The organism is Neomoorella carbonis (assembly GCF_045278715.1).
GTDB lineage: Bacteria > Bacillota > DSM-521 > Neomoorellales > Neomoorellaceae > Neomoorella > Neomoorella carbonis.
This window is the reverse complement of the sequence record NZ_CP136420.1, coordinates 428,529-450,893: the sequence shown is the minus strand read 5'-3', so window position 1 is coordinate 450,893 and position 22,365 is coordinate 428,529. Positions and strand designations below refer to the sequence as shown.

Here is a 22,365-nt window from a genome sequence, read left to right as displayed (position 1 = left end):
CCCAGGGTGAAATCCATTTGTTAATCCTCAAGGACTGTCGCAAAGAGGTACAATACTCTTGTGAACCCTACCGGGAAGGTAAAGTGGAACTACCTAAGCCCTATTGGCATCACTCCCCACGACGGGTCGGTAACCCAGTCCGGCCGAAACCTCGGCTGCCGTCCGAGTAATACTATCTATGACCAGCTGCAGCCTCTCTCCGTCCATCCGGGCTGCCGGGCCGGAGACGCTGATGGCCGCGCAAACCTTGCCATTGTATTCCCGCAGGGGTGCCGCCACGCAGCGAAGACTGTCCATGATCTCTTCATTATCGATGGCATACCCCTGGGAACGGATCTTTTCCAGTTCCGCTTCCAGCCGGTGCGGGTTGGTAATGGTATTCTTGGTGTAGCGAGGCAATCCCTTAAGGGCGATGATGCGCTTTACTTCGCTGGGGTGAAGATAAGCCAGGAGCACCTTGCCGACACCAGTACAGTGGGCCGGCAGGCGCATGCCCACCTGGGAAACGATACGCAGGGATTGACGGCTCTCCCGTTTATCGATATATAACACCTCCCCCTTATCCAAGATAACCAAGTGCACCGTCTCTTCCAGCTCTTCTACCAGGTGCTGGATATAAGGGGCGGCCACCCGGCGGACGTCCCAGTTGTTGGCCACGGCGTTGCGGATCTCAAACAGGCGAACCCCCAGCCGGTAACGGCCGTCAAAGGCCGACTGCTCAATATAGCCAAAATCGCCCATAGTTGACAGTAAGCCGTGGAGTGTGTTCATGGGTAGGTCCATCTTTTGCGCTATCTCCGCCAAGGACATTTCTTTCTGAGTAGTTGCCAGCAAGTCAAGGATTTTTAATGCCTTGGCTACTGAACGAATCTGCCCCGTTCCACCAGCACCACGTGATCTCACTATGTGCCAGCTCCATTCTACGGATTATTAGCCATCTCGGGCATAATGATCGCCTGCTATCTTTGTTAGAATTGTAACTTTCACTTTCAATATTAACGAACAATGTTCTCTTTTTCCTAGGAGGTGATATTCTCCATTTAAATTCGGTATTCCTGCAGTAACAGAATTTTTTCGTTCGACATTATCACAAAATTGTTGGTTATACCAAACATCGGACGCGCTTCCTGACCGCCCCCTGTATCCCACATTCCGCACCTTTGGATATAATTACCAATGTTTACTTGGAGCACTAAAAAATACTCCTACCCACCACCGCGGGGTGGGAAAAGGTAAATTTCCTTGCCGAAACCAGCAAGTTCAAGGGCTCTAATCACCTCCGACCCGTGATAGTTGATTAACGCCCGGTCCGAACCCTGTTTAACTACCAGGAGATAATCAAACATCTCCAGGAGTGCCCGTGCTGTAGGGTTAGTACTCTTACGTTTCCCCGGCAGGATTAAGGGGGACTCCTCTTGCTCCAGATTTTTTCTTACCCGATACTCCAGGTAAGCTGCCACCAGAAGGGCTAGCTGGAAAACAAACGACATGGCTTCTACCCGGTTCTTGTTCTTAAGGAAGATGGACCCCAGGAGGACCGGCTGTTTTAAGAAACGGAACTGCCTCTCAACAGCGTTCTGTTCCTTATACTCCTTGAGCACCGCCCGGTCGGGGTAAGCTTTGGTATCCATGAGATTGGTAATGAGGACAAAGGTGGAAGCCAGGTCTTTTTCATGGGCCATTGCTTCCCGGTCTTCCTCTATTCTAATATGGGCATGGTAAACGACTGTGTTCTGGGGCTGCTCTCCTTTTTTGGGCCGCCCACGTCGGACGTAGCTGCTCGCTATTTCTTCATCAACTGTGCCCTTTAGGATGAAAGGTTGGTGGCGGTATTCCCTCAAGAAGAGTTCTATGGCTTTTTTGGCGTCGGCCTCACAGGCGAAAGGGCGCCGGGAAAGAGCTTGGGCGGCCTTTTCCAGAACTTCTCTTTGCTTGGCCCACTTTTTCAAGAGACTATTCTCTTTGCGTTTATCCAGGGTTGTGGAGTGGACCACGATTAAACGAAAGTCATGGCCGCCTATTTCCCGGACAAAGCTCTGGCTTTTATAGTAGGCAGCATCTTTCTTTGAACTCAGTTTTCCGATCTCCTGCCAGGTGCCGGTTCGGAAGGCTTCGGCCTTAATCTCTTCGTTAAGGCCGAAGTTCTCCGGTAACAGGGAGATAAACTGGAGGGCGGGTTTGTTATCTTCCTCCTGCATCAAAAGAGCCAGGTTATCCTTAGTTACCAGGGCGCAGTCCGCCACGAAAATGACCTCTTTAAGCTTTGCCGGGCTCAATGTTTGGACCAATTCTTCAATAACCTCAGGGTACCAGGATTTATCACTGGTATTGCCGCCCAGACTTTGACCCAAAATGGGTAACCCATCTTTGTTTACGGTCAAGCCGATGAGAAACTGCTTGAGGTCAGGACGATGATCCTTGCTAAAACCGAAAGTTATATCTAAATCTCCTTCGCCCTCATAGGCGCCCTGTACGGAAATGGAGGTGGTATCCACATGGATGCCTGTAATGGGCACGTTGTGGGTAGCGGCGGCAGTTAAAGCAATGCTGGAGAACAACTTCTTCAGCTGGCCGCTGGCGAAGAGTTTATCCAGGGCCCGGCCCAGGGCATCATCGTTAAAATCTCTAGGCCGGACCTGTTGCTCAGCTCCAAACAAAACCTCCAGGTCCTGGTTCTCATAAAAGCGCTCCACATGATAGAGGGCCTCTCGGTCTACCAGGAGATTAATGATCAGCGCCTTAACCCGATTTCCCGGGGAAAGATGGCACTGGACCGGGTCCCATTCGACTACGGCATCAATGATTTCTGCTATCTTCAGAACGTCACATAACCTGGCGATAAGGGCTGCGGGACCGGCCCGGAAGAAGCGCATATTATCGATGGCTACAGGCATCGAACATTCCTCCAGAATTCTCTTAGAGGAATGATTCGATACTCAATTAGAAATTCCTGGTTAGAAGATTCTCTCTACTTTTATTTCCTTCTGCACCCTGTAAAAATTATTTTTGGGTTGCTCACAGGGTGCGGAAGATGGGCTGTATACTATTCGAGGCAACAAAAAAGCCAGTACCCCTGAACGAGGTGCCCGGCCCCATAACTTAAATTAGAAATGGCTGCTAAAGAAACATCACAACTATAAGAAAAACATATCTGCTCTTTGATTTAATGAAATTCTTCACAATCTCTTACCCCCCGCTGACCGCGGGGAAGAAAATAACCTCATCTCCCTCAACCAACTTATACTCTTCTCCTACCATTTTTCCATTAACTGATACAAAACAAACCTCCTTCAAAGGCAATCCTAAACGTTTTCGCAGCCCTCTAATTGTCTCGCCTTCTTTTAGTTGAATAGGATGAAACTTGCTAAATGCAGGGTAAGAAAAAGAAAGAATACCTAATAACCTTACTGTCACCTGCATTTATATCAAAACCCCTTTTCTTCAACTAAACACTTTACTCTTTTATGCCTTCCTTCAACCATAGGTAGCAATATTTCAATATTAGTTATCCGTGGGAAACATTGCTGTTCATCCCACGGGCAGGGCCATGGAATGAACAGCGGTACTAAAGCTGCCATTTTTTATTTAGTTGATCGCAAATTCCAGACCTAACTCCCTCAGCTTTTCAGGAGTAGGAAGTCCGGTTTGTTTGTCCCAACCCATGGCTTCATAATATCCATCCAGCATTAAATCAAGGCTTTCTACCCGTGCGCCAGCGGAGGGGCCGTCAGGAATAGCATTATAAATACGTTTAGGCAACCTGTCCTCCTTGCGGGTAAAGCCTTCTCGGGCATTAAAACACCGCTTCAAATTCCAGGAACGTTCTGCTGCTGTCAATAGTTCTGCGGCCGTTACGTTCCATCCGGTGAGAGCACTTACAATCTCAGCATAAAGTTGCGGTGTGATGCAGTTGCCCTCTCCGCCCCAAGAATAGAAGATGCAGCCTCCCAGGATTTCGGTGATTTCACCCTGTAAGGCGACATACCTATAGGCTAGACCTCTTTTTAAAGATTCTTCCTGCGGCCCTGCCGGCCACGAGGGCAAACCAAATTCTTTCATGCCGCAGTCAATTTGAAAGTCCCATACACTGGCCCAGTTGGGATGCATGTGACAGGCTCCCCGTGGGGAAACGGCATACTGAAGAGCCAAGGACTTGGACTCCGAACGGGGCTCATGGGCGGCTAATTCAAGACCTTTGACGTGTATAGCCGCTTCTTCGGCAGCAGGGCCCAATTTCTCAGCCATCCGTTTCACACCCTGGGCCAGGAAAGCTCCAATTCCTTCCCGATGGGCGATCTTTTCCAGCAATTTCAACATGACCTCGGCATCTCCCCACCGTAAAGGAAGCCCTTCAGTGTCTTCATCTGTCAAGAGACCCTTTTCGTAGCACTCCATGGCAAAAGCAATGCTCATCCCGGCGCTAATCGTATCTAAACCATACACATTGCACAGGTAATTACCTTTGATGATAGCCTCGACCTCATCGATTCCGCAAAGGGGACCCAACATATCAACAGTTTCGTATTCCGGGCCCTCCATGGGAGGCGTGGCAAATTTTCCACCATTTACATGAGTATAGCGGCCGCAGGCAAAACTACAGCCGTAGCAGGCCCGCCGTTTAATGTTATACTTCTCATTAATCAGTTCACCGGAAACTTTATCGACGTTTTCAAAATGGGCTTTCTGGAAATTCTTCGTGGGGAGGATTCCCAGGGTGCTGTTCGGCACCATCATATTGACTGTACCGAGGGCGGGAATAGCGGCAAAGAGATAATTCTTTAACCACTGCTCCGCTTTCTCAATGGCCTCTACAAATTGCTTCGGGTTAGCCACTTTAATGCCTTTGCTGCCTCTTACCACGACCGCTTTTAAATTTTTACTGCCAAAAACCGCCCCGATACCGCCCCTGGCAGCTGCACGTCCTCTGTCATTAATCAAAGCAGAGTATAAAACGCCATTCTCCCCGGCCTGGCCGATGGCAGCTACAGAGACCTCAGGATCATCCAGTTCCCGGATTATAATATCTGTGGTTTCTTCAACATTCTTGCCCCAGAGATGTTTGGCCGGTTTGATTTCCACCTTGCCGTCATTGATAAAAATATAGACAGGATCCGCCGCTCTACCATCAATAACTAAAAAGTCAAATCCGGCATACTTCAATTTGGGACCAAATGCACCCCCTGACCGCGCCTGGTTCCAGGTCCCGGTCAAAGGAGACTTGTAGCACACTTCATAGCTACCGCCGCTGGGACAAAGGGTTCCGCTTACCGGGCCGGTAGCGATCACGACTTTTGCCTCAGGGGACAAAGGATCCGTCCCACCGGGCATCTCTTGATAAAGGAGTTTGGCTGCATAACCTGAGCAACCCATGTATTTACGTAACTCTTTTTCATCCAGTTCTTCGACCGTATACATGCTATTAGTTAGATTAACTCGTAATAACTGGCCGGCAAATCCGTACCTCATTACATAGCCACCTCCCATTTAAGCTCTGTTCTTAGCCGCTAGGGCAACGGCCCAGGTTTCACGGCGTTTAGCGGCAGCTTTACTGGCATCCACGTACCGGATGGCTTCATGCGGGCAATGGGCTGCACATGCCGGTGAACCGCCGCATAAATCGCATTTAGCCGCCACACCTGTTTCCGCATCAACCCTGAGCACACCGTAAGGGCAAACCTTCACGCAGATGCCGCAACCGGTGCACAGTTCAGCATCTACAACTACCGCACCGGTCTTCCTAACGCGCTTTAGCGCGTTGCGAGAACATACATCTATGCACAAGCCGCATTGAATGCAAACCATCGGCACGTCCACCGCTGGCTCCCGGCGTATCACATAAATATTGCTCCGGAAAGGATTAATCTCGTCGTATTTGGTCAACGAACACCACATTTCACAGCGGTGGCAACCCGTACATCTGGACGGATCAACTGACAAAACTTTAGGCACACAGATCGCCTCCCAAATACTGCCTTGGTTTCAATTATAAAGTTGATTAAAATATTCACCTTACTTTTAATTAATGAAATTAGTAAAGCTTCTCACCCGGATGTTCCTCACTAGCTTCTTGCCAGAAGTTCAAGGACCCCCTCCATTGTCATCTGCCGCTTGGGCCAGCTATAAAAAGCGGTATTGCTAGATGTGCAGTCTACGCGAAATCACTATGTGCCAGCTCCATTCTATGCCAAATTTATTCGCCATCTCTGGTATAATGATTGCCTAATAGCCTTGTTAGAATTAAGGCTTTCGATATTGACGAATACAGTTCTTGTATTTCTGTTTATATATATTCTCGCTTAAATTCGGTATTCCTCCCGTACCATAATCCTTTTCATTCGACATTATCGCAAAATTGTTGGTCATACCAAACGTTGGACGCTCTTCGTAGAGTAGTAGAACACTATATGTCAGCTTTTAGGTCCGACTATCCGTTTGTCTTACCGCTTCCTCCAGAAATGCCTCTACTTACCAGACCACAGGTGACATGCAGATTACCCCTCGTCAAACCGTACTAATACAGTATGGATGTCCACAATTTATGGTAAGGGTTATTCATCAAAAAATTAAAGATGCGGTATTATCGAACAGTATTTTATATGGTTTTGAAGGAAAACCATATTTTTTAACGAATTAAAGCTACAAAATGATGAATTGTATTCGCCATTGTCGAATCATAAAAAAAGGAATGATATAGCTTTACTGATCCAACTTTAGCGATAATATTTTTCAATGTAGCGGGGCAAATTGAGCATTCACATACCATCTGACCATTAGAAGAAATGCCTATTATTGAAATGTGAATGCATAATTAAGTCCCAATAGGTAAAACTAATATAAAAAAGCCCGAGTACTAGCTGGAATGACGAAACCATTCTTTACGATTGCATTAAACCCTTTGTATTATCTATGGTTGGTAATTTTTACGTCAAGCTTGGGTTAAAGAATTGTTTCTGTATAATCTTTTAGGAGGGTTTAAATGAGTACTTTTGTATTGGTCCACGGGGCTTGGCACGGTGCGTGGTGTTGGTATAAAATAATTCCCCTTATTGAACGAAATGGTCATAAGGTAGTAGCTGTAGATCTTCCTTCTCATGGGCGCGACAAAACGCCTCCCGAAAAAATAACACTTCGCGATTATGTTGATTGCGTATGTCGGGTGTTAGATGCAGAAACAGAACCTGTAATCTTAGTAGGGCATAGTATGGGAGGCGTAGTGATTACCCAGGTAGCCGAAGAACGCCCTGATAAAATTAAACGATTAGTTTATCTTACTGCATTTCTACTCCAAAATGGCGAGACTCTTCTACAGGTATTGGGTGACCAGACACTGGTTCTTCCCAATCTCGTTATGCCCTATGAAAACAGTCCCTTTTCAGTAAAAGAAGACGCTATAAAAGAAGTTTTTTATGCAGATTGTCCTGATTCTGATATAACTTTAGCGAAACTTTTACTTGTACCGCAAGCACCTGAACCATTCAATGCCCGTGTGCAAACATCGCCTACGCGATTTGGGAGGGTACCAAGAGTTTATATTACCTGTACCAAAGATAATGCAATCTTTCCTGTAGTTCAAGAAAGAATGTATACCAATTTACCTTGTGAACGTGTAATTAAAATGGAAACAAGCCATTCTCCTTTCTTTTCGGCTCCAGAGCAACTAACCAAAAATCTTCTTAGCTTAATTTAGAGGCATTCATCCCTAAGCAGGTTTTAACAGATTTTAAAGTAAATCTTTTCATTTGAACCCCAAGTTTGGCATAACGTAAAAATTTACCAACCATAGATACATCAAGGGTTTAAGGCATCGTAAAAAATAGTTTCGTCGTAAGCGTCAAACTCAACCCACCTAGCACCAAAGCAGTATTTATAGGATAATCTCCCTCAAGAACATCAACGGAGGGAGATTTTTTATGACCACAAAGCAGAACGGCAAACACTTTGGGAAACCCGGATAGCCGCATACCAGATCAGCTGGCAAAGCTTAAAGAAAGGTGCGCCGCCCATGAAGACGTAGCCCCAGGCAATTATGATAACTGGCCGCTTGATACATTAAAGCATGATCACTTCGCAATCTATCGCCGCCATGACTATAGAAGAGCTGAAAAGCCTCTGCCTACAGCTGCAAGAGCAATGTAGAGAGCTGTCACAGCAAATGCTGAACTGACCGCCAAGTTAAAGTGGTTTATGGAGCAGTTCCGTTTAAGCAAGAAACAGCAATTCGATTCTTCCAGCGAACGGACCACACCTTTACAAAAGCAGCTTTTACTTTTTTAACGAAGCGGAAGCCCGGCCGGAAGCGCCTGAGCCGGATTTGGAAACCATCACCTACCAGCGCCGCAAAGGGCGCGGCCGTCGGGAGAGGAAACTGGAAGATCTGCCGGTAGAAGTTGTAGAGCACCTCCTGTCGGAAGAAAAACGGGTCTGCCCGTGCTGCGGCGGCCCTTTACATGAAATAAGTACCGAGGTGCGGCAGGAACTTAAGGTCATCCCGGCCGTCTATTCCTGCCGCCGCTGCGAGCGGGAAGAAATAACCACCCCGGTTGCCACGGCGCCGATGCCGGCTCCCGTGCTTCCTGGCAGCCTGGTATCCCCCCTCATGGCTTACATCATGACCCAGAAATATAGAGCAGGGTTACCACTCTACCGCCAGGAGCAGCAGTTTAAAGGTTTGGGGATTGAACTGTCCCGGCAGATTTACTATTGCCTGGGTCAGTGGGATAAACTTGTAGCCTTCTTGCAAGACGGGCGGCTGGAACTCGACAACAACCGCAACAAGCGCTCCATCAAGCCCTTCGTCATCGGCCGTAAGAACTGGCTATTTACCAACACCCCGCGGGGTGCTAAAGCCAGCGCCATTACCTACAGCATCATAAAAACGGCTAAGGAAAACAATTTAAATCCCTTCCACTATCTCATTTACCTTTTCGAAAACCTTCCCAACCTGGACCTCCAGGATAAAAATGCCCTGGATCAGTTCCTGCCGTGGTCGGAAACTCTGCCTCCTATTTGCCGGATGAATTAAGATAGTTTATACCCCCACCTTAAGTGTTAGGTGGGGGTTATTTTACGTTGTTACTCGCCAGTTAAATAAGGTAAGAAAGCCGCTCCCAATACACTGCTATAACTACCAAACTTTGATGCAACTACTTTTACTTTTTCCCTTTGCGATCGCATTACCCTAATAGTTAAATTCTCCCTTAATGGTTTAAATAAAAGTTCTCCTGCTTTGGCCACACCGCCACCAATAACGATTACTTCCGGATTTAAAATATTCACCAGGCTAGCCAGGGCTACACCGATATATCTACCTGATTGGTAAACTACTTCCCCAGCAAGTGAATCGCCGTTGGCAGCAGCCCGATAAACTATCTCTCCTGTTACTTTGTCAAGCTCACCTTCTACCATTTGTATAATAGCTGAAGTCTCCCCCCTGCGTATACGCTCTACCACCCTTCTTGCCGTTGCCGGACCAGAAGCAACAGCCTCAACGCAACCCCGGCTGCCGCAGTTGCACTCTGGCCCGTCAATTTCGACAATAATGTGGCCTATTTCACCCGCAGCAAAATTGGCACCGCGGTAGATTTGCCCTCCCAGAATAAGGCCGCCGCCTATTCCTGTACTAACAGTAACATACACCATATCCTTACTTCCAGCACCGGCACCCAAACGGTGTTCCGCTATAGCCGCGGTATTGGCATCATTCTCTACATATACTGGTAACTTAAACCTATCCTCCAGGATTGATTTCAGAGGGGCGTTATCCCAGCCCAGGTTAGTACCCTGGACCAGGACGCCGCTTTCCGGATCTACCGGTCCGGCGCAGCTTACACCTATACCTATTATATCTCTACCGAGATCCAGTCCCGCCGATACTTCATGAACACTTTGGGTTATTTGCGCGATTATTCTATCCTTGCCCTCAGTTACAGCGGTAGAATATCGAGTAGTCTTGACAATATTTCCATGGGAGTTTACCAGCGCCGTTAATATTTTGGTGCCTCCCATATCAATGCCGATAGTAAATCCGGTATTATTCTCTGCCAGCATACTCTCTTTACTCACTATGCCCACCACATTTCACCGGCAGGCTCGCGAAACAGGCAATCTTTGAGGCAGCTTACCGCTTTTGAAAAGCCTTCCTGGGAAGATGCCAGGCAATCCTCATGTTCGATACTGAGAACGTAATCATAGCCAACCACCCTTAAGGCGCTGATAATGTTTTTCCATACCGCCTCGCTTAGCCCATAGCCTACGCTCCTAAAGGTCCAGGAACGCTCCGCTACCTGATGATAGGGTTTAGTATCTAAAACTCCATTTACCTTTATATTACTCTTATCAAGGTAAGTATCCTTGGCGTGGACATGGAAAATGGCGTTTTCTTTTCCCAGCACCTTAACTGCTTCAACCGGATCGATACCCTGCCATACTAAATGACTGGGATCAAAATTAGCTCCTATCTCCGGCCCAACCAGGTTTCTTAATTTCAATAAAGTTTCTGGGTTATAGACCATAAATCCAGGATGCATTTCAAAAGCTATTTTACGCACCTTATGTTGGGCAGCATAGGCTACTTCTTCTTTCCAGTAAGGTACAAGTTTGGTATCCCATTGCCAGTTTAAAACTTCCAGGTAGTCAGGTGGCCAGGCACAGGTAACCCAGTTGGGATGCAAGGAATTATCCGAGTCACCCGGGCAGCCGGAGAAAACATTAATGCATTCCACCCCCAACTTTTCAGCCAGCAGGACCGTCTTGCGCCAGGTTTCATGAAACCTGCGCGCAACCTCCTTTTGCGGGTGTAAGGGGTTGCCGTGGCAACTGAGGGCGCTTATGATTAATCCTCTTTCCTCAAGTGCTTTAGTAAAAGCGTTGAGCTTTTGGGTATCTGATAGTAGTTCGTCGGGATTGCAGTGAGCGCTGCCGGGATAATTACCAGTACCCAATTCCACGGCTTCCAGGCCATAACTTTTTACAATATCCAGTGTTTCCTCAAACGGTTTACTCTGAAAAAGGACAGTAAATACCCCTAGTTTCAAATTACTCCCTCCCAGCTGCAACTAAAAGCTATTATTTACTTTCACCCATTTCTGGGTGGCATTGCTTTCTAAAATTGCTTCAATTATACACATAGCCGCATGACCATCGGCAAAGGTGGCAAAGTTGGCAGCATCTGCCAGAGGGTCTTTCCCTTCCAAAATAAAGCTATAAAAATTATGCATCATATTCTTTAAACCATCAGGCCAGCCTTCGTTATGGCCGCCTGGATGATGGATATAATTTTGGGCTTCCGGTGAAAGTAAGGCAGGGTCGGCCATAAGGATTTCGTTGGGCCGTTCGCGGTGGCCAATCCAGAGATGCTCTGGTTCCTCCTGGTTCCAGAAGGCCGACGATTTGCTGCAATCGATTTCAAAACTAAGCCTATTTTTCCTCCCCGCACTTACCTGGGAAACGGTAAAGACCCCCCTGGCGCCACCGCTAAAACGCAAGAGTACGGTCGCATAATCCTCTGTTTTTATAGGTACTTCCTCATACTGCCCTGCCTGTAATTCCTGAACCCCAAAAGTTGCCACACTTTGCTTGGGTCTTTTTCTTACAGGAATTATCGTGGCCAGGTCGGCAAATACTTCAGTAATACGTTGTCCGATCACGTGCTGCACGGTGTCACACCAATGAGATCCGATATCGGCCACCGCCCGGGAACTGCCCCCGACTTCCGGTTCAAGGCGCCAGTTGTAATCTGTATCATAGAGTAACCAATCCTGCAGGTAGCTGCCGTGAACCAGATTAACTTTACCTAAAGTACCCTCTCTGATCATTGCCCTTAATTGTTGCACTAAAGGGTACTGCCGGTAGTTAAAGTTAACGCCATGAACTACTTTATGTTCTCTTGCTAATTTTAGGAGTTCGGCAGACTCGCTGCTGGTCATGGCCAGGGGTTTCTCCGATAAGACATGTTTACCGGCCATAATGATATCTTTGTTAATCTTATAGTGTAAATAGTTGGGCGTACAGTTGTGTACCACCTTTATGTCAGGGTCCGCCAGTATTTCTCGATAATCGCCGTAGGCTTTGGCAATACCTAATTCAGCCGCCCTTTTTTCGGCCAGTTCTTTATTTGCTTCTGCCAGGGCGACGACTTCGACAAAACCCAAACGGCGCACAGCTTCAATGTGTTCAGGGCCAATAAAGCCGGTACCTATTACGCCTACTTTGATTTTTTGCATTATTTCCCCTCCAACTTATAGAATACCTTCCCGCTTTAAAAGACTTAACAGCTGTTTAGCCACCTCCTTCGGTGGGCCTTCCAAACGGTCTGTAGCCCGCTTGGAAATCCCCCCCGAAAGTATCTGCTTTATTCGATCACTTGAACTAAGATTGCTGTCAGGAGTAAAAATTTTTTTGGGCCTTGGGGTTGGCAGCTGAAGCTTGATACGTTCAGAGCTATAGTGTTTCACCATTGGTTTAAATTCCTTTATTTGTAACTTAGCAGCCTGGATTATTTCAGGTAAAGAAGAATACTCAACAGTGCCCATGGTACGATCACACATAACTAAAGCAGGTAAATTAAATACAACCTTCTGACGGCGACCGCGCCCTAGTGTCCGGATTACTATACATTTTCCATGCTTAGATGACAGTTCAATGGAAACCGCCGCTGTTATTAACATTAAGCCAATAAAATTGGCTATAGCCTGCCCGGTACCATCTCCTCCAGCCCCGTATTGGCCAGTCAATATCAGGTTAAATTTTTCATTTTGAAGAGCTTCGGTAACTATTTGAGCAGTCGTTAGGGCATCTAAATCATCATCAACTTTTATCATTGTTGTTTCATCTGCTCCTACTGCCATAATGGAGCGTAAGGTGTAAATATTTTTACCAAGGTAATATAAGTTTATAGTCGTTCCAGGTACTTGTTTTTTTATAGCAACAGCTGCTCTCATGGCTGCAAGATCTGAGACGTCTGTAAAATTAGTTACAGTAACGTCGCTCAAATTTCTATTATCATCAGCAAAAATTGGAGACCCTACAGGCACTATTTGTTCTCGAGTTAAAACTGCAATTCTCACTTCTTGTCGCCCTTTCACTAAACATCTTTATCCTAAACGGAAACGAACACCAAAGCCACCTCGAGGATAACTCCAGGTTATGGCTCCTGATTTACAAGAGATACGACACGCACCACATTCCAAACAACCATCAGCAATAAATTGAACACCTTCAGCTTCTAAGGTATAGCGTTGGGCTGGGCAAACATGAAGGCATTCTTTGCTGGAACATGATTGGCAGATAGATTTATTAACCGTTATATGGGGTCTTTCATCTGAAATAAAATATACACGCATTAGCTTTTCCAGTATGTCCATAGTTTACATGTACCTCCAGATATCAAAACCATCTCTAATAACTTGCCACATTGATACCTTTTTTCCCGTTATGCTTTTAACCATCTTTGCTAGTTTGGGGCGCGGTTTCTCATCAAAGAGAAATAGATCTTTTGCAATTTCTTCAATAATTTGAGGGTATTCCTTCCTCAACCGAGGGTTACCTAAAACGTGGTAAACTTTCCTGTACGTTTCAAGGTTTTTACCAATAAATGATTCGTTAATTTTATCCTTGTATACTGCCAAAGCCTTTGCTGATACGTCACCGTTCTTGATAGCGTGTACAGCAGTATGGCCTGCAGCTTTACCAGAGGCAAGAGCATAATTCATCCCTTCAAAAGTAAAGCCATTAGTTACAACAAAACCTGCAGCATCCCCTGCTACCATAACGCCATTACCGTATAATTTAGGCACCATTTCTAAACCAATCTCCGGTACCATATGAGCAGAATACTCCACTAACGTTCCGCCTTCTATAAACTTTTGTATTTGGGGTTGACCCTTAAATTCTTCTAAAAGCATACTAGGTTGCACGGCTGCTTTTTGTAATGAACCTAAATTAACAACGATTCCTAAGGATAAAGTCTTTTTGTTGGTATAAAGGAAGGCCCCACCATGCACCCCATTTAAAAAGGTCCCAATAAATTCATAGGCACTACCCTGATTATCCTCAAGCCCAAAACGTTCATTAATTTTTTCGATAGGTAATAACCATACTTCTTTTATCCCTATCCCAACCTCATGGGGGGCAATATCTTTTTGGCGCAAACCAGCTTTTTGAGCTAATAAAGAATTTACACCATCGGCACAGATAACGATATCTGCTTCCAACTCACCATCTGGCCGTTGTGTCTTTACCCCTTTCACATAACCGTCCTTAAAAATAAGATCTTCAACTAAAGTATTGGTTACTAATGTAGCTCCTGCTTCCTCCGCCTGTTGAGCTAACCAAAGATCAAAATTGGCCCTATTAATGGTGCAAGAGTTATAAGGTGGATTATAAAAGTCCTTGGTCTCAAATTGAAATAAGGTTAAAGATTTAGATGTAACTATTCCGATACCATTCTTGACAATCCATCGTTCAATGGGAGCTTTATTTTGCCAATCTGGAATCAAATCATCAAGTACTTTTCCATATAATACGCCGCCAGTTACATTCTTCTCTCCAGGGGCTGTAGCCCGTTCAATTAAACATACATTTAAACCCGAACGTGACATTGTCAACGCTGCAGCACTACCCGCTAATCCAGCACCAACTACAATAACATCGAAATGCTTTACCATCAGAGTTCTCCTCCTAATTCTTCGATTAGTGCGGGTAGTATTGTATAAGCGTCACCTACAACAGCAATATCCGCAGCTTTTAGTAAAGGAGCGTTTGGATCTTTGTTTATCCCGATAATTACCTTGGCATCTCGAATACCATTCAGATGATGGGGAGCTCCTGAAATACCTATACCAATATATATCTTAGGGGCTACCTCATGCCCAGTTAGGCCGATAAGACGGCTGTTCGGGAGAAAGCCTCGATCTACAGCAATTCGACTTCCTCCAAGTGTAGCACCTAAAAGACTTGCAAATCTTGCTGCCATGTCATATCCTTTTCTATCTCCTACGCCTCCTCCAATAGCTACAATAAACTCGGCTTCCGTCAGATCAATTTCATCAGGAGGTGCCTTGAATTCTCCAGTTATTTCAGGTACCGCGCCCTTTATTAAAGTCAACATCTCTCGGTATTCTACACTTTTATTGCCCGTAAAACGCTTACGACCGGTACCGCTTGGGATGATAGTCCCCAAACAAACGCTCGAAACAAGGGTGCGTATTTCATCAACTTTGCCCCCGCATGTTATGCGGTGGATATTAAAGTTGGCATCCTTAATTGAAATTTCCCTGCATGAACTGAAAAATGTTCCTCCCAAAGAAGCTGCTGCGGTTGCCAATACACTTTCCCCAAGCATAGTATGTGCTGCTAGTATAAGCCTAGCCTGTATATTTTTTGCTAACTCTGCTAATGCTAGACCTGCTAATTGCCCGCAGGGATCATCAGTCATACCTAATGGTAATTCCCAGCATTCATCCAGTTCAGTGCTATTCAATTGATCTTTTAATATACTTTCACGGTGGGTGGCACCCACTAAGGTGCCACCCATTTCATCAGCTAATCGTCTACCTTCCTTCAAAATACTTTTACTGTCTTCACAGACGTGTCCTTCTTCTCCTTCTATAAAGACAAGGACATTATTACTCAACTCATGTTCACTCCTGTTTACAATTTACGCCCGATTTCTTCTCCATCCCAAATGGCCTGTTCAATCATACGTGGTGCCACACAATCGCCAACGCGGTAAAGCTCCGAACATTTACCTTTTAGGGCGTAATATAATTCCTCATGGGAACGGTTGTGAATAACGTAAATAAAGGTATCATAATCACCTACTTCGATTTCCTGGCCCGAGTAGACATTCTTTAATGTCGCAGTCTTTCCTCTTATTGCAGTTACCTCATGATGGGGCGTCATTTTAACATCCATTGTGAATAACCTTTGATAAAGCATAACTCTATTACTGGGCTCTAAAGCTTGTCCAAAAAATACTAGAGGTGTTACTACATTCACATGTTTGCCTTGCGTTGCCAAATATTCAACCAACCCCGCTGCTTTCCAATGACCATTAAGGTCAATTACCATAACTCTATTACCAATAGAAGCATCCTCTTTGAGGGCATCGTAAACACTATAAACATTTTCTTGTTCTGCTCCAGGTATATCCAATCTGGGTGAAAAAGAACCTGTTGCGACTACTACAGCATCGGGTTTTAAAGCTAATACATCTTCGGGAGTTGCTTCGGTATTAAGTCTAACTTCTACTCCTAGACGATTTATTTGCTTAATTAAATATGAAGCAACTTCTATAAGCTGGTCTCTCAGCGGATACTTACTGGCAAGGATTACTTGTCCTCCCAATTCATTTGTCTTTTCAAATAGGATAACCTTATGCCCACGCAATGCCGCTATCTCACTTACTTTTAGACCTGCAACGCCACCACCAATGACAGCAACTCGCTTTTTAACCTCAGCAGGTCTTAAAGTTCCGATACCTAAGATTTTTTCTCGTCCCGCAGCGGGATTTTGAATGCAACGTATCGGCTTTTCTTGCATCACCTGATATATGCAACCATCGTTACAAGCTATGCAATGACGAATTTCTTCTAAACGACCTTCGCGAGCCTTATTGGGAAATTCAGGATCAGCTATTAATTGCCTAGCCATACCAATTAAATCAGCGTGCCCGTCAGCTAGGATTTTTTCTGCTTGAACTGGATCATTGATACGCCCAAACGCTATAACAGGTAACTTAATGTTCTCTTTTAAGGCTGCACTCATATAGACAGCAAACCCTGCGGGAACTGCGGCGGGTGGAATTTCCATATAGAAACTAGAAAAAGTGCCAGCATCGGTATTAATGTAGGTAACTTCGCCAGTTTTTTCAAAAGCCTTGGCCAGTTCAATTCCATAATCAAGGTTATATCCCCAAGGTGTAAACTCATCCAGGCAAAGGCGTATACCAATTGGGTATTCGGGACCAACAGCCATACGAATTTCATGGATAATTTCCATGGGCAGTCTTAAACGGTTTTCAAATGATCCACCATATTTATCTTTTCGTCGGTTAAAAAACTCCGAAACAAAGGAGCGCAATAGCCCGTCATGGGCAACTTTTATTTCAACTCCATCAAACCCTGCCTTCTTAAAATTTTGTGCAGTTTTAACGAAACCATCAATTACTTCTTCAATATCTTCGACCTCCATTTCCTTCGTATTAAATTGGCTTGATGGTTCTGGCATTTGTGTTGGTGCAAACAAAAGTTGTGGTGGATTCATTAATGTTGTATGTCCCCCATGGTTTATTTGGCCAAAGATTTTGCAGTCATATTTATGAACAAGCTCAGCATATTTACTTAAATAAGGAACAATTTCCGGATCCCACCCGTGAATAAAACGAGTTGACATTTTACCAGAATAGGTACACGCAACCGCGTACATAATAATTAAACCTGCTCCACCTTTTGCACGTTCTGCAAAATATAAAGCATCTCTTTCGGTGGGCATACCCTCTTCACTACTTAAAGCATTAAAATGTGGTTCAAAAACAATTCGGTTTTTCAGTTTAACGTTGCCAAGAGTAAACGGAGTAAATAAATATTCAAATTGATTCATTTTAACTAACCTCCCAGCAGTAATTTAATATGTTATAAAATTTTTTTAGACGATTAGCTGTCTGTACGTCTAACCCAAATATCTAATATAACTGCTAAGGCTATTATTATCCCTTTTATTATTAATTGATATGCATAAGTCATGCCTAGCAATGTTAATCCATTGCTAACGACCCCCATTATTAACGCTCCTCCTAAAGTCCCAATCACCGAACCTTGTCCACCACTAAATTTGGTTCCACCTAAAACTGCCGCTGCTATTGCGTCAAGTTCCCATCCTGTCCCAGAATCAGGTACTCCAGCCGATAAACGACCGGCTAAAACTAGGCCACTAAATGAAGCTAATAGACCACTAATAACAAAAACCATCATCTTAATAAATTGAATATTGACGCCTGCCAACGCAGCAGCATTTGCACCACCTCCCGTTGCATAGATATGCCTACCAAAAACTGTTTTGTTAAGAATAAAATGTAAGATGACTAAAATAGTAATTAGGTAAATTAAAACAATTGGGATTGAGCCTATATTAGTAGTTGTGATCTCAACAAATAAAGGAGAATTTATTGTTACTGGTGCAGCTCCAGGAGTCGATGCCAATGATAATCCTCTTAAAACAGACATTGTAACTAACGTGGCAAGAAAAGCCGTGATTTTAACCTTTACTACCATTAATCCATTCAATAAACCTATTAAAGCTCCTAATACTAGTGCCCCTGCTATAACAATAATAGGATTTAATCCGTTTTTCATGCTAATAGCTGCTACCATTCCCGTTATACCGATAATGGATCCTACTGAAAGATCAATTTCGCCTGCAATTATAACAAAAGTCATCCCAAAAGCTACTATTGCAATCATTGACATTTGACGGACTATGTTCATGAAATTCCTTAAGCTAAAAAAATGGGGAGATAGATAACTAAAAATTGCTACCGTAATGATAAGCCCAAGAAAAATAATTACTTGTGATTGCGTTGTTAACTTTGTCATTTTTGATTTATAATCCACTTGCACCAAGCTCACTTTTAAAAACCTCCAGTTGCAAAATATAAAATCTTTTTTTCGTTGATATCTGCACCTCTAAGATAAGCTCTAACTTGTCCCTCATAAAGAACTACAACATTATCAGCTATAGATACTAGCTCGGGTAACTCAGAGGAAACAATGATAATTGCCATTCCCTTTTCCGCCAAGGAACGAAACAAAACATGCAATTCAGCTTTAGCTCCTATATCAATTCCTTGAGTAGGCTCATCAAGCAACAAAATTTTAGGATTATGATTAAGACATCTTCCAATTACCACTTTCTGTTGATTACCACCACTTAATTTCCCGACTAATTTATTTGGATCAGCAGGTTGTATATTTAAGTCTTTGATATTTCGGTTGGCGAGATGATCTTCATCTTTAAATTTTATTATACCGTTGGGAAACATATCAGAAAGAGCAGTTAGACTTAAATTCGCCTTTACTGACATTCCAGGAATTATGCCTTCATTTCTTCTATCTTCAGGAACTAAAATAATTCCGAGACGCATTGCATCCTGTAAAGATTTTATATTACATATTTTGCCATTCACTTTTACGTTTCCTGAAATATAAGGATCTAACCCACTAATTGCTCTTAATATTTCTGTTCTTCCGCTACCCAAAAGTCCTGCCAAACCTAATATTTCACCGCTATGTACACTAAAACTTACATTAGTAAATTTTTTTCCTGTAAGCTTTTCAACTTCCAAAAGGGGTTCCCCGAATTTCTTACTATACTGTTTACGTTGAGATAATTCATCAACTATTTCCTTTTCGCCTATCATCATACTTATAATTTCTTTTTTATTTACATCTCGAGTTAATACAGTGTTAATCTTTTTACCATCTCTTAGTATCGTTATACGATCGGCTATTCTAAAAATCTCATCCATACGATGTGAAACATATATTATAGCCGTACCTTGTTTTTTTAATTTATCTATAACGCCGAAAAGCTTTTCCTGTTCATCCTGCGTTAAAGCTGAAGTTGGCTCATCCATTACAATTATTTTTGCATTACTTGTAATGGCTCTTGCTATCTCAACAAGCTGCCTTTCACCAACACTTAAATTCTCTACAATAGTTTTGGGGTTTAATTTTAATCCTAGATATTCTAATATACTCCTAGCCTCATCTTCCATTTGTTTGTTATCTAATAATATTCCTTTCTTCTTTTCTCTAGCTAAAAACAGGTTCCCTGCAATATCAAGATTAGGTAAGACACTTAGCTCCTGGAAAATCATTGCAATTCCTAATTCCTGAGCCCTTTTCCTCGAGTTTATTTGAACCTTTTGCCCATTTAAATATATAGTTCCTTTTTCGGGGCGGTATACTCCAGCAAGAATTTTCATTAGGGTTGACTTGCCAGCCCCATTTTCTCCTAATAAGGCATGAACCTCTCCTTTTTTTACGGAAAAAGTAACGTCATCTATTGCCTTTACACCTGGAAATATTTTTGTTATATTTTTCATCTCTAATACATATTCTTGCAAAATATCTCACCAACCCCCTAATGCCCAAGGAGCAATAAATCTCCTGCAATATTTTATGTAAAGCTATGTGAACGGTTTTAATTCATTGATATGCTACACGAGGAGTACCTCTTGTATTTTTACCTTTATGTAGGTTAGCCCATGATCGGGCTAACCTACATAAGTTTGTCTAATAAACTTCAATAACAATTAATTATATGGCCAGGGCTTGTTAAATACTTTCTGATACATTTCTTTAACGTTAGATGGGGAAGTAGGCAGAGTTGGTATGGTTACATATTTAGGCACTTTGCCACCTGCCAGCGCTTTTAATAATGCCAGAGCTTTATATTTACCTTCAGCATACAGGTCCTGAGAGGAAGTGAATATTACTGCACCTTTCCCCTGGGCAAATTGTTGTGCTAGGTGTTCACTTAGATCATGGGTAACTATAAAGACATCATTTCGACCCAATGTCCTAACTGCAGCTTCCATTCCAAGGGCAGGCGTTTCATATACTCCAAAGGCACCTACAACATCAGGATGAGCAGTTAATATATTTTCAAATTCCTGTTGTGCTTGATCAGCAGTATCAGCTTGACCCCTTGCAACTATCTTATATCCTTCTTCTCTTACAGCATCCTCAAAGCCACGAGCTCGTTGTTCGCATGTCAAAATATATGCCCTTAGTCCTATCGTTGCCAATGATTTGCTTTGTATCCCTTTTTCCTTTAATGTTTTGATTAACATTTTTCCAGCTGTAAAACCGCCGCCATAACCATCTGGGTCAACTAAACTCACAAATTCTCCTTCATTAGGAGGACCACCACCAAGAACAACTGGTATTTTAGCTTCATTTAATCTTTTTACCGCAGGTCCAAATGCAGCAGTATCAACCCCGATAGCTATTACCCCATCCACCTTTTGTAATATCATCGATTCGATATCGGACATCTGTTTATTCAAATCGCGTTGGGCGTCTGTCATAATATATTTTCCACCAAAGGATTCCACGGTTTCCTTAATAGCCTGACCTATTACTTTCTCAGAAGCAATGTCTCCGTAATGTACAGAGTAACCTACGAAAGGCTTCATTTCTTTTAATTTGGCAATTTCTTCTGGGGTAAGTTCAAGACTTTGTGGTCCTGCAGGTTTTCCTAAAACTTGTTCTTCTTTTAAAGGCGGTAAAGGCGGTAAACCCTTGTCTTCACTGTCTTTACTTTGAGTAACTGCTTGCTGCTGGTCTTTATTAGGCTGGGCCTTTTGTTGACCGCAAGCACTTATAGCTATACTAAGTATAAACATCACTAAAAATAAAGCTATTACGTTTCTTTTCTTCATAAATAAATATCCTCCTACCTTGAAGTTTGAAGTTAATCTTGTAATTGTTAATTTGGAAATCTCGATAACATGTATATATAATTTTATAAAGTAAATATTGACACCTCTCTATTGTTAAATTAGATTTTTAAGATATCGATAGCTAATTTCTGCGCCTTTTTTAGGAATATCGTAGGCATCTAGTTCGACAATTAACCATCCTTCGTACCTAGTATCTTTTAAAACTTTTATTATTGATTTAATGTCAATTTGCCCTTCACCCAAGGGTAAAAATACTCCGTCTCTATAATCCTTAAGATGAATATATTTAATCCTATCAATATATTTTTTTACAATCGCTAATGCGTCTCCTCCTCCAGCTACTAAATGAGCTGTGTCAGGACATAAATTTATTTTTGTAAACTGCATAAGGATATCTAATTGTTCCGGGGATTGACAAAGTGTTCCTAAATGTGGATGATAACTTGCTATGAGATTATGCTCTTCAGCTATTTTAACTACTTTATCTAATCCTTCTGCTAATAACTTATAATCTTCTTTTTGGGGACCTGTGGTTCTTATTCCACCACCTCCAACCACTAAATGTTCGGCTCCAAATATGCTCGCTAATCTAGCAACTGCCTTGATTTTATTTAGTTCCTCAGGTAAAATTTCTTTATAAATAAAATTAGCGCCTGAATAAACACCTACAAGTTTTACATTGTTCTTTTTTAATATCACATTTAAATTTTCCGTTTCCGTTTCGTATTGCATTAAATTTCCATCAAAAATCTCAACACCCTCAAACCCCACTTTAGCTATTTCTGTGATTGCTTTTTCTGTAGAACCGTTAGCAAGGTAATATGCATCTTTTACAGATGTCACTCCTGCAGGGTGTCCAATTACACCCCCCCACGTATTTGTTTGATAGCCCAATTTCATTC

At 43.3% G+C, this 22,365-nt stretch carries 18 protein-coding genes and 1 pseudogene; 2 read left to right on the top strand and 17 right to left on the bottom strand.

What is annotated here, in order from left to right:
• Positions 1-93 precede the first annotated feature (93 nt).
• The 5 genes from MCACP_RS02320 to MCACP_RS02300 form a co-directional block, all read right to left on the bottom strand.
• Positions 94-903: an IclR family transcriptional regulator gene (locus tag MCACP_RS02320; protein ID WP_406677798.1), complete on the bottom strand. Its 810-nt coding sequence runs from the start codon at positions 901-903 to the stop codon at positions 94-96.
• A 302-nt stretch (positions 904-1,205) separates the two neighbouring features.
• The gene (locus tag MCACP_RS02315; protein ID WP_406677797.1) at positions 1,206-2,894 is read right to left on the bottom strand and encodes an IS1634 family transposase; all 1,689 of its coding nucleotides are present in this window, start codon (positions 2,892-2,894) and stop codon (positions 1,206-1,208) included.
• Positions 2,895-3,186: 292 nt separating this feature from the next.
• Positions 3,187-3,420, bottom strand: coding sequence for a MoaD/ThiS family protein (locus tag MCACP_RS02310; RefSeq protein ID WP_406677796.1), 234 nt, complete (start codon positions 3,418-3,420; stop codon positions 3,187-3,189).
• 165 nt (positions 3,421-3,585) lie between these two features.
• The gene (locus tag MCACP_RS02305) at positions 3,586-5,466 is read right to left on the bottom strand and encodes an aldehyde ferredoxin oxidoreductase family protein (RefSeq protein ID WP_406677795.1); all 1,881 of its coding nucleotides are present in this window, start codon (positions 5,464-5,466) and stop codon (positions 3,586-3,588) included.
• 18 nt (positions 5,467-5,484) lie between these two features.
• On the bottom strand, positions 5,485-5,949 hold the full coding sequence (locus MCACP_RS02300; protein ID WP_406677794.1) for a 4Fe-4S dicluster domain-containing protein: 465 nt from the start codon (positions 5,947-5,949) through the stop codon (positions 5,485-5,487).
• 1,027 nt (positions 5,950-6,976) lie between these two features.
• Here MCACP_RS02300 and MCACP_RS02295 point away from each other — a divergent pair.
• Entirely contained in the window at positions 6,977-7,687 is a 711-nt protein-coding gene (locus MCACP_RS02295; RefSeq protein ID WP_406677793.1) for an alpha/beta fold hydrolase, read from the top strand.
• 369 nt (positions 7,688-8,056) lie between these two features.
• Positions 8,057-9,022: pseudogene (locus tag MCACP_RS02290) on the top strand (IS66 family transposase).
• 50 nt (positions 9,023-9,072) lie between these two features.
• Here MCACP_RS02290 and MCACP_RS02285 read toward each other — a convergent pair.
• The 12 genes from MCACP_RS02285 to MCACP_RS02230 form a co-directional block, all read right to left on the bottom strand.
• Positions 9,073-10,062, bottom strand: a complete 990-nt coding sequence (locus MCACP_RS02285; RefSeq protein WP_406677792.1) for an ROK family protein — start codon at positions 10,060-10,062, stop codon at positions 9,073-9,075.
• The gene (locus MCACP_RS02280) at positions 10,062-11,033 is read right to left on the bottom strand and encodes a sugar phosphate isomerase/epimerase family protein (RefSeq protein ID WP_406677791.1); all 972 of its coding nucleotides are present in this window, start codon (positions 11,031-11,033) and stop codon (positions 10,062-10,064) included. The genes MCACP_RS02285 and MCACP_RS02280 overlap by 1 nt, the downstream gene beginning before the upstream one ends.
• Before the next feature lie 21 nt (positions 11,034-11,054).
• Entirely contained in the window at positions 11,055-12,221 is a 1,167-nt protein-coding gene (locus MCACP_RS02275) for a Gfo/Idh/MocA family protein (protein ID WP_406677790.1), read from the bottom strand.
• A gap of 15 nt (positions 12,222-12,236) precedes the next feature.
• Positions 12,237-13,082: a hypothetical protein gene (locus tag MCACP_RS02270; RefSeq protein ID WP_406677789.1), complete on the bottom strand. Its 846-nt coding sequence runs from the start codon at positions 13,080-13,082 to the stop codon at positions 12,237-12,239.
• Positions 13,083-13,091: 9 nt separating this feature from the next.
• Positions 13,092-13,361: a ferredoxin family protein gene (locus tag MCACP_RS02265; RefSeq protein WP_141264002.1), complete on the bottom strand. Its 270-nt coding sequence runs from the start codon at positions 13,359-13,361 to the stop codon at positions 13,092-13,094.
• A gap of 3 nt (positions 13,362-13,364) precedes the next feature.
• Entirely contained in the window at positions 13,365-14,663 is a 1,299-nt protein-coding gene (locus MCACP_RS02260; protein WP_406677788.1) for an FAD-dependent oxidoreductase, read from the bottom strand.
• Complete coding sequence (locus MCACP_RS02255) at positions 14,663-15,631, bottom strand: electron transfer flavoprotein subunit alpha/FixB family protein (RefSeq protein WP_406677787.1); 969 nt, start codon at positions 15,629-15,631, stop codon at positions 14,663-14,665. The genes MCACP_RS02260 and MCACP_RS02255 overlap by 1 nt, the downstream gene beginning before the upstream one ends.
• A 17-nt stretch (positions 15,632-15,648) precedes the next feature.
• Entirely contained in the window at positions 15,649-17,598 is a 1,950-nt protein-coding gene (locus MCACP_RS02250) for an FAD-dependent oxidoreductase (RefSeq protein ID WP_406677786.1), read from the bottom strand.
• Between the two features lie 53 nt (positions 17,599-17,651).
• Positions 17,652-18,623 carry an ABC transporter permease gene (locus MCACP_RS02245; protein WP_406677784.1) on the bottom strand — a complete coding sequence of 324 codons (972 nt, stop codon included), beginning with the start codon at positions 18,621-18,623 and terminating at the stop codon, positions 17,652-17,654.
• Positions 18,624-18,625: 2 nt separating this feature from the next.
• Positions 18,626-20,122 (bottom strand): sugar ABC transporter ATP-binding protein, encoded by a 1,497-nt coding sequence (locus tag MCACP_RS02240; RefSeq protein WP_406677783.1) that lies wholly within the window; start codon positions 20,120-20,122, stop codon positions 18,626-18,628.
• 189 nt (positions 20,123-20,311) lie between these two features.
• Entirely contained in the window at positions 20,312-21,442 is a 1,131-nt protein-coding gene (locus tag MCACP_RS02235) for a substrate-binding domain-containing protein (RefSeq protein WP_406677782.1), read from the bottom strand.
• 114 nt (positions 21,443-21,556) lie between these two features.
• On the bottom strand, positions 21,557-22,363 hold the full coding sequence (locus MCACP_RS02230; protein WP_406677781.1) for a sugar phosphate isomerase/epimerase family protein: 807 nt from the start codon (positions 22,361-22,363) through the stop codon (positions 21,557-21,559).
• Positions 22,364-22,365: the final 2 nt, after the last annotated feature.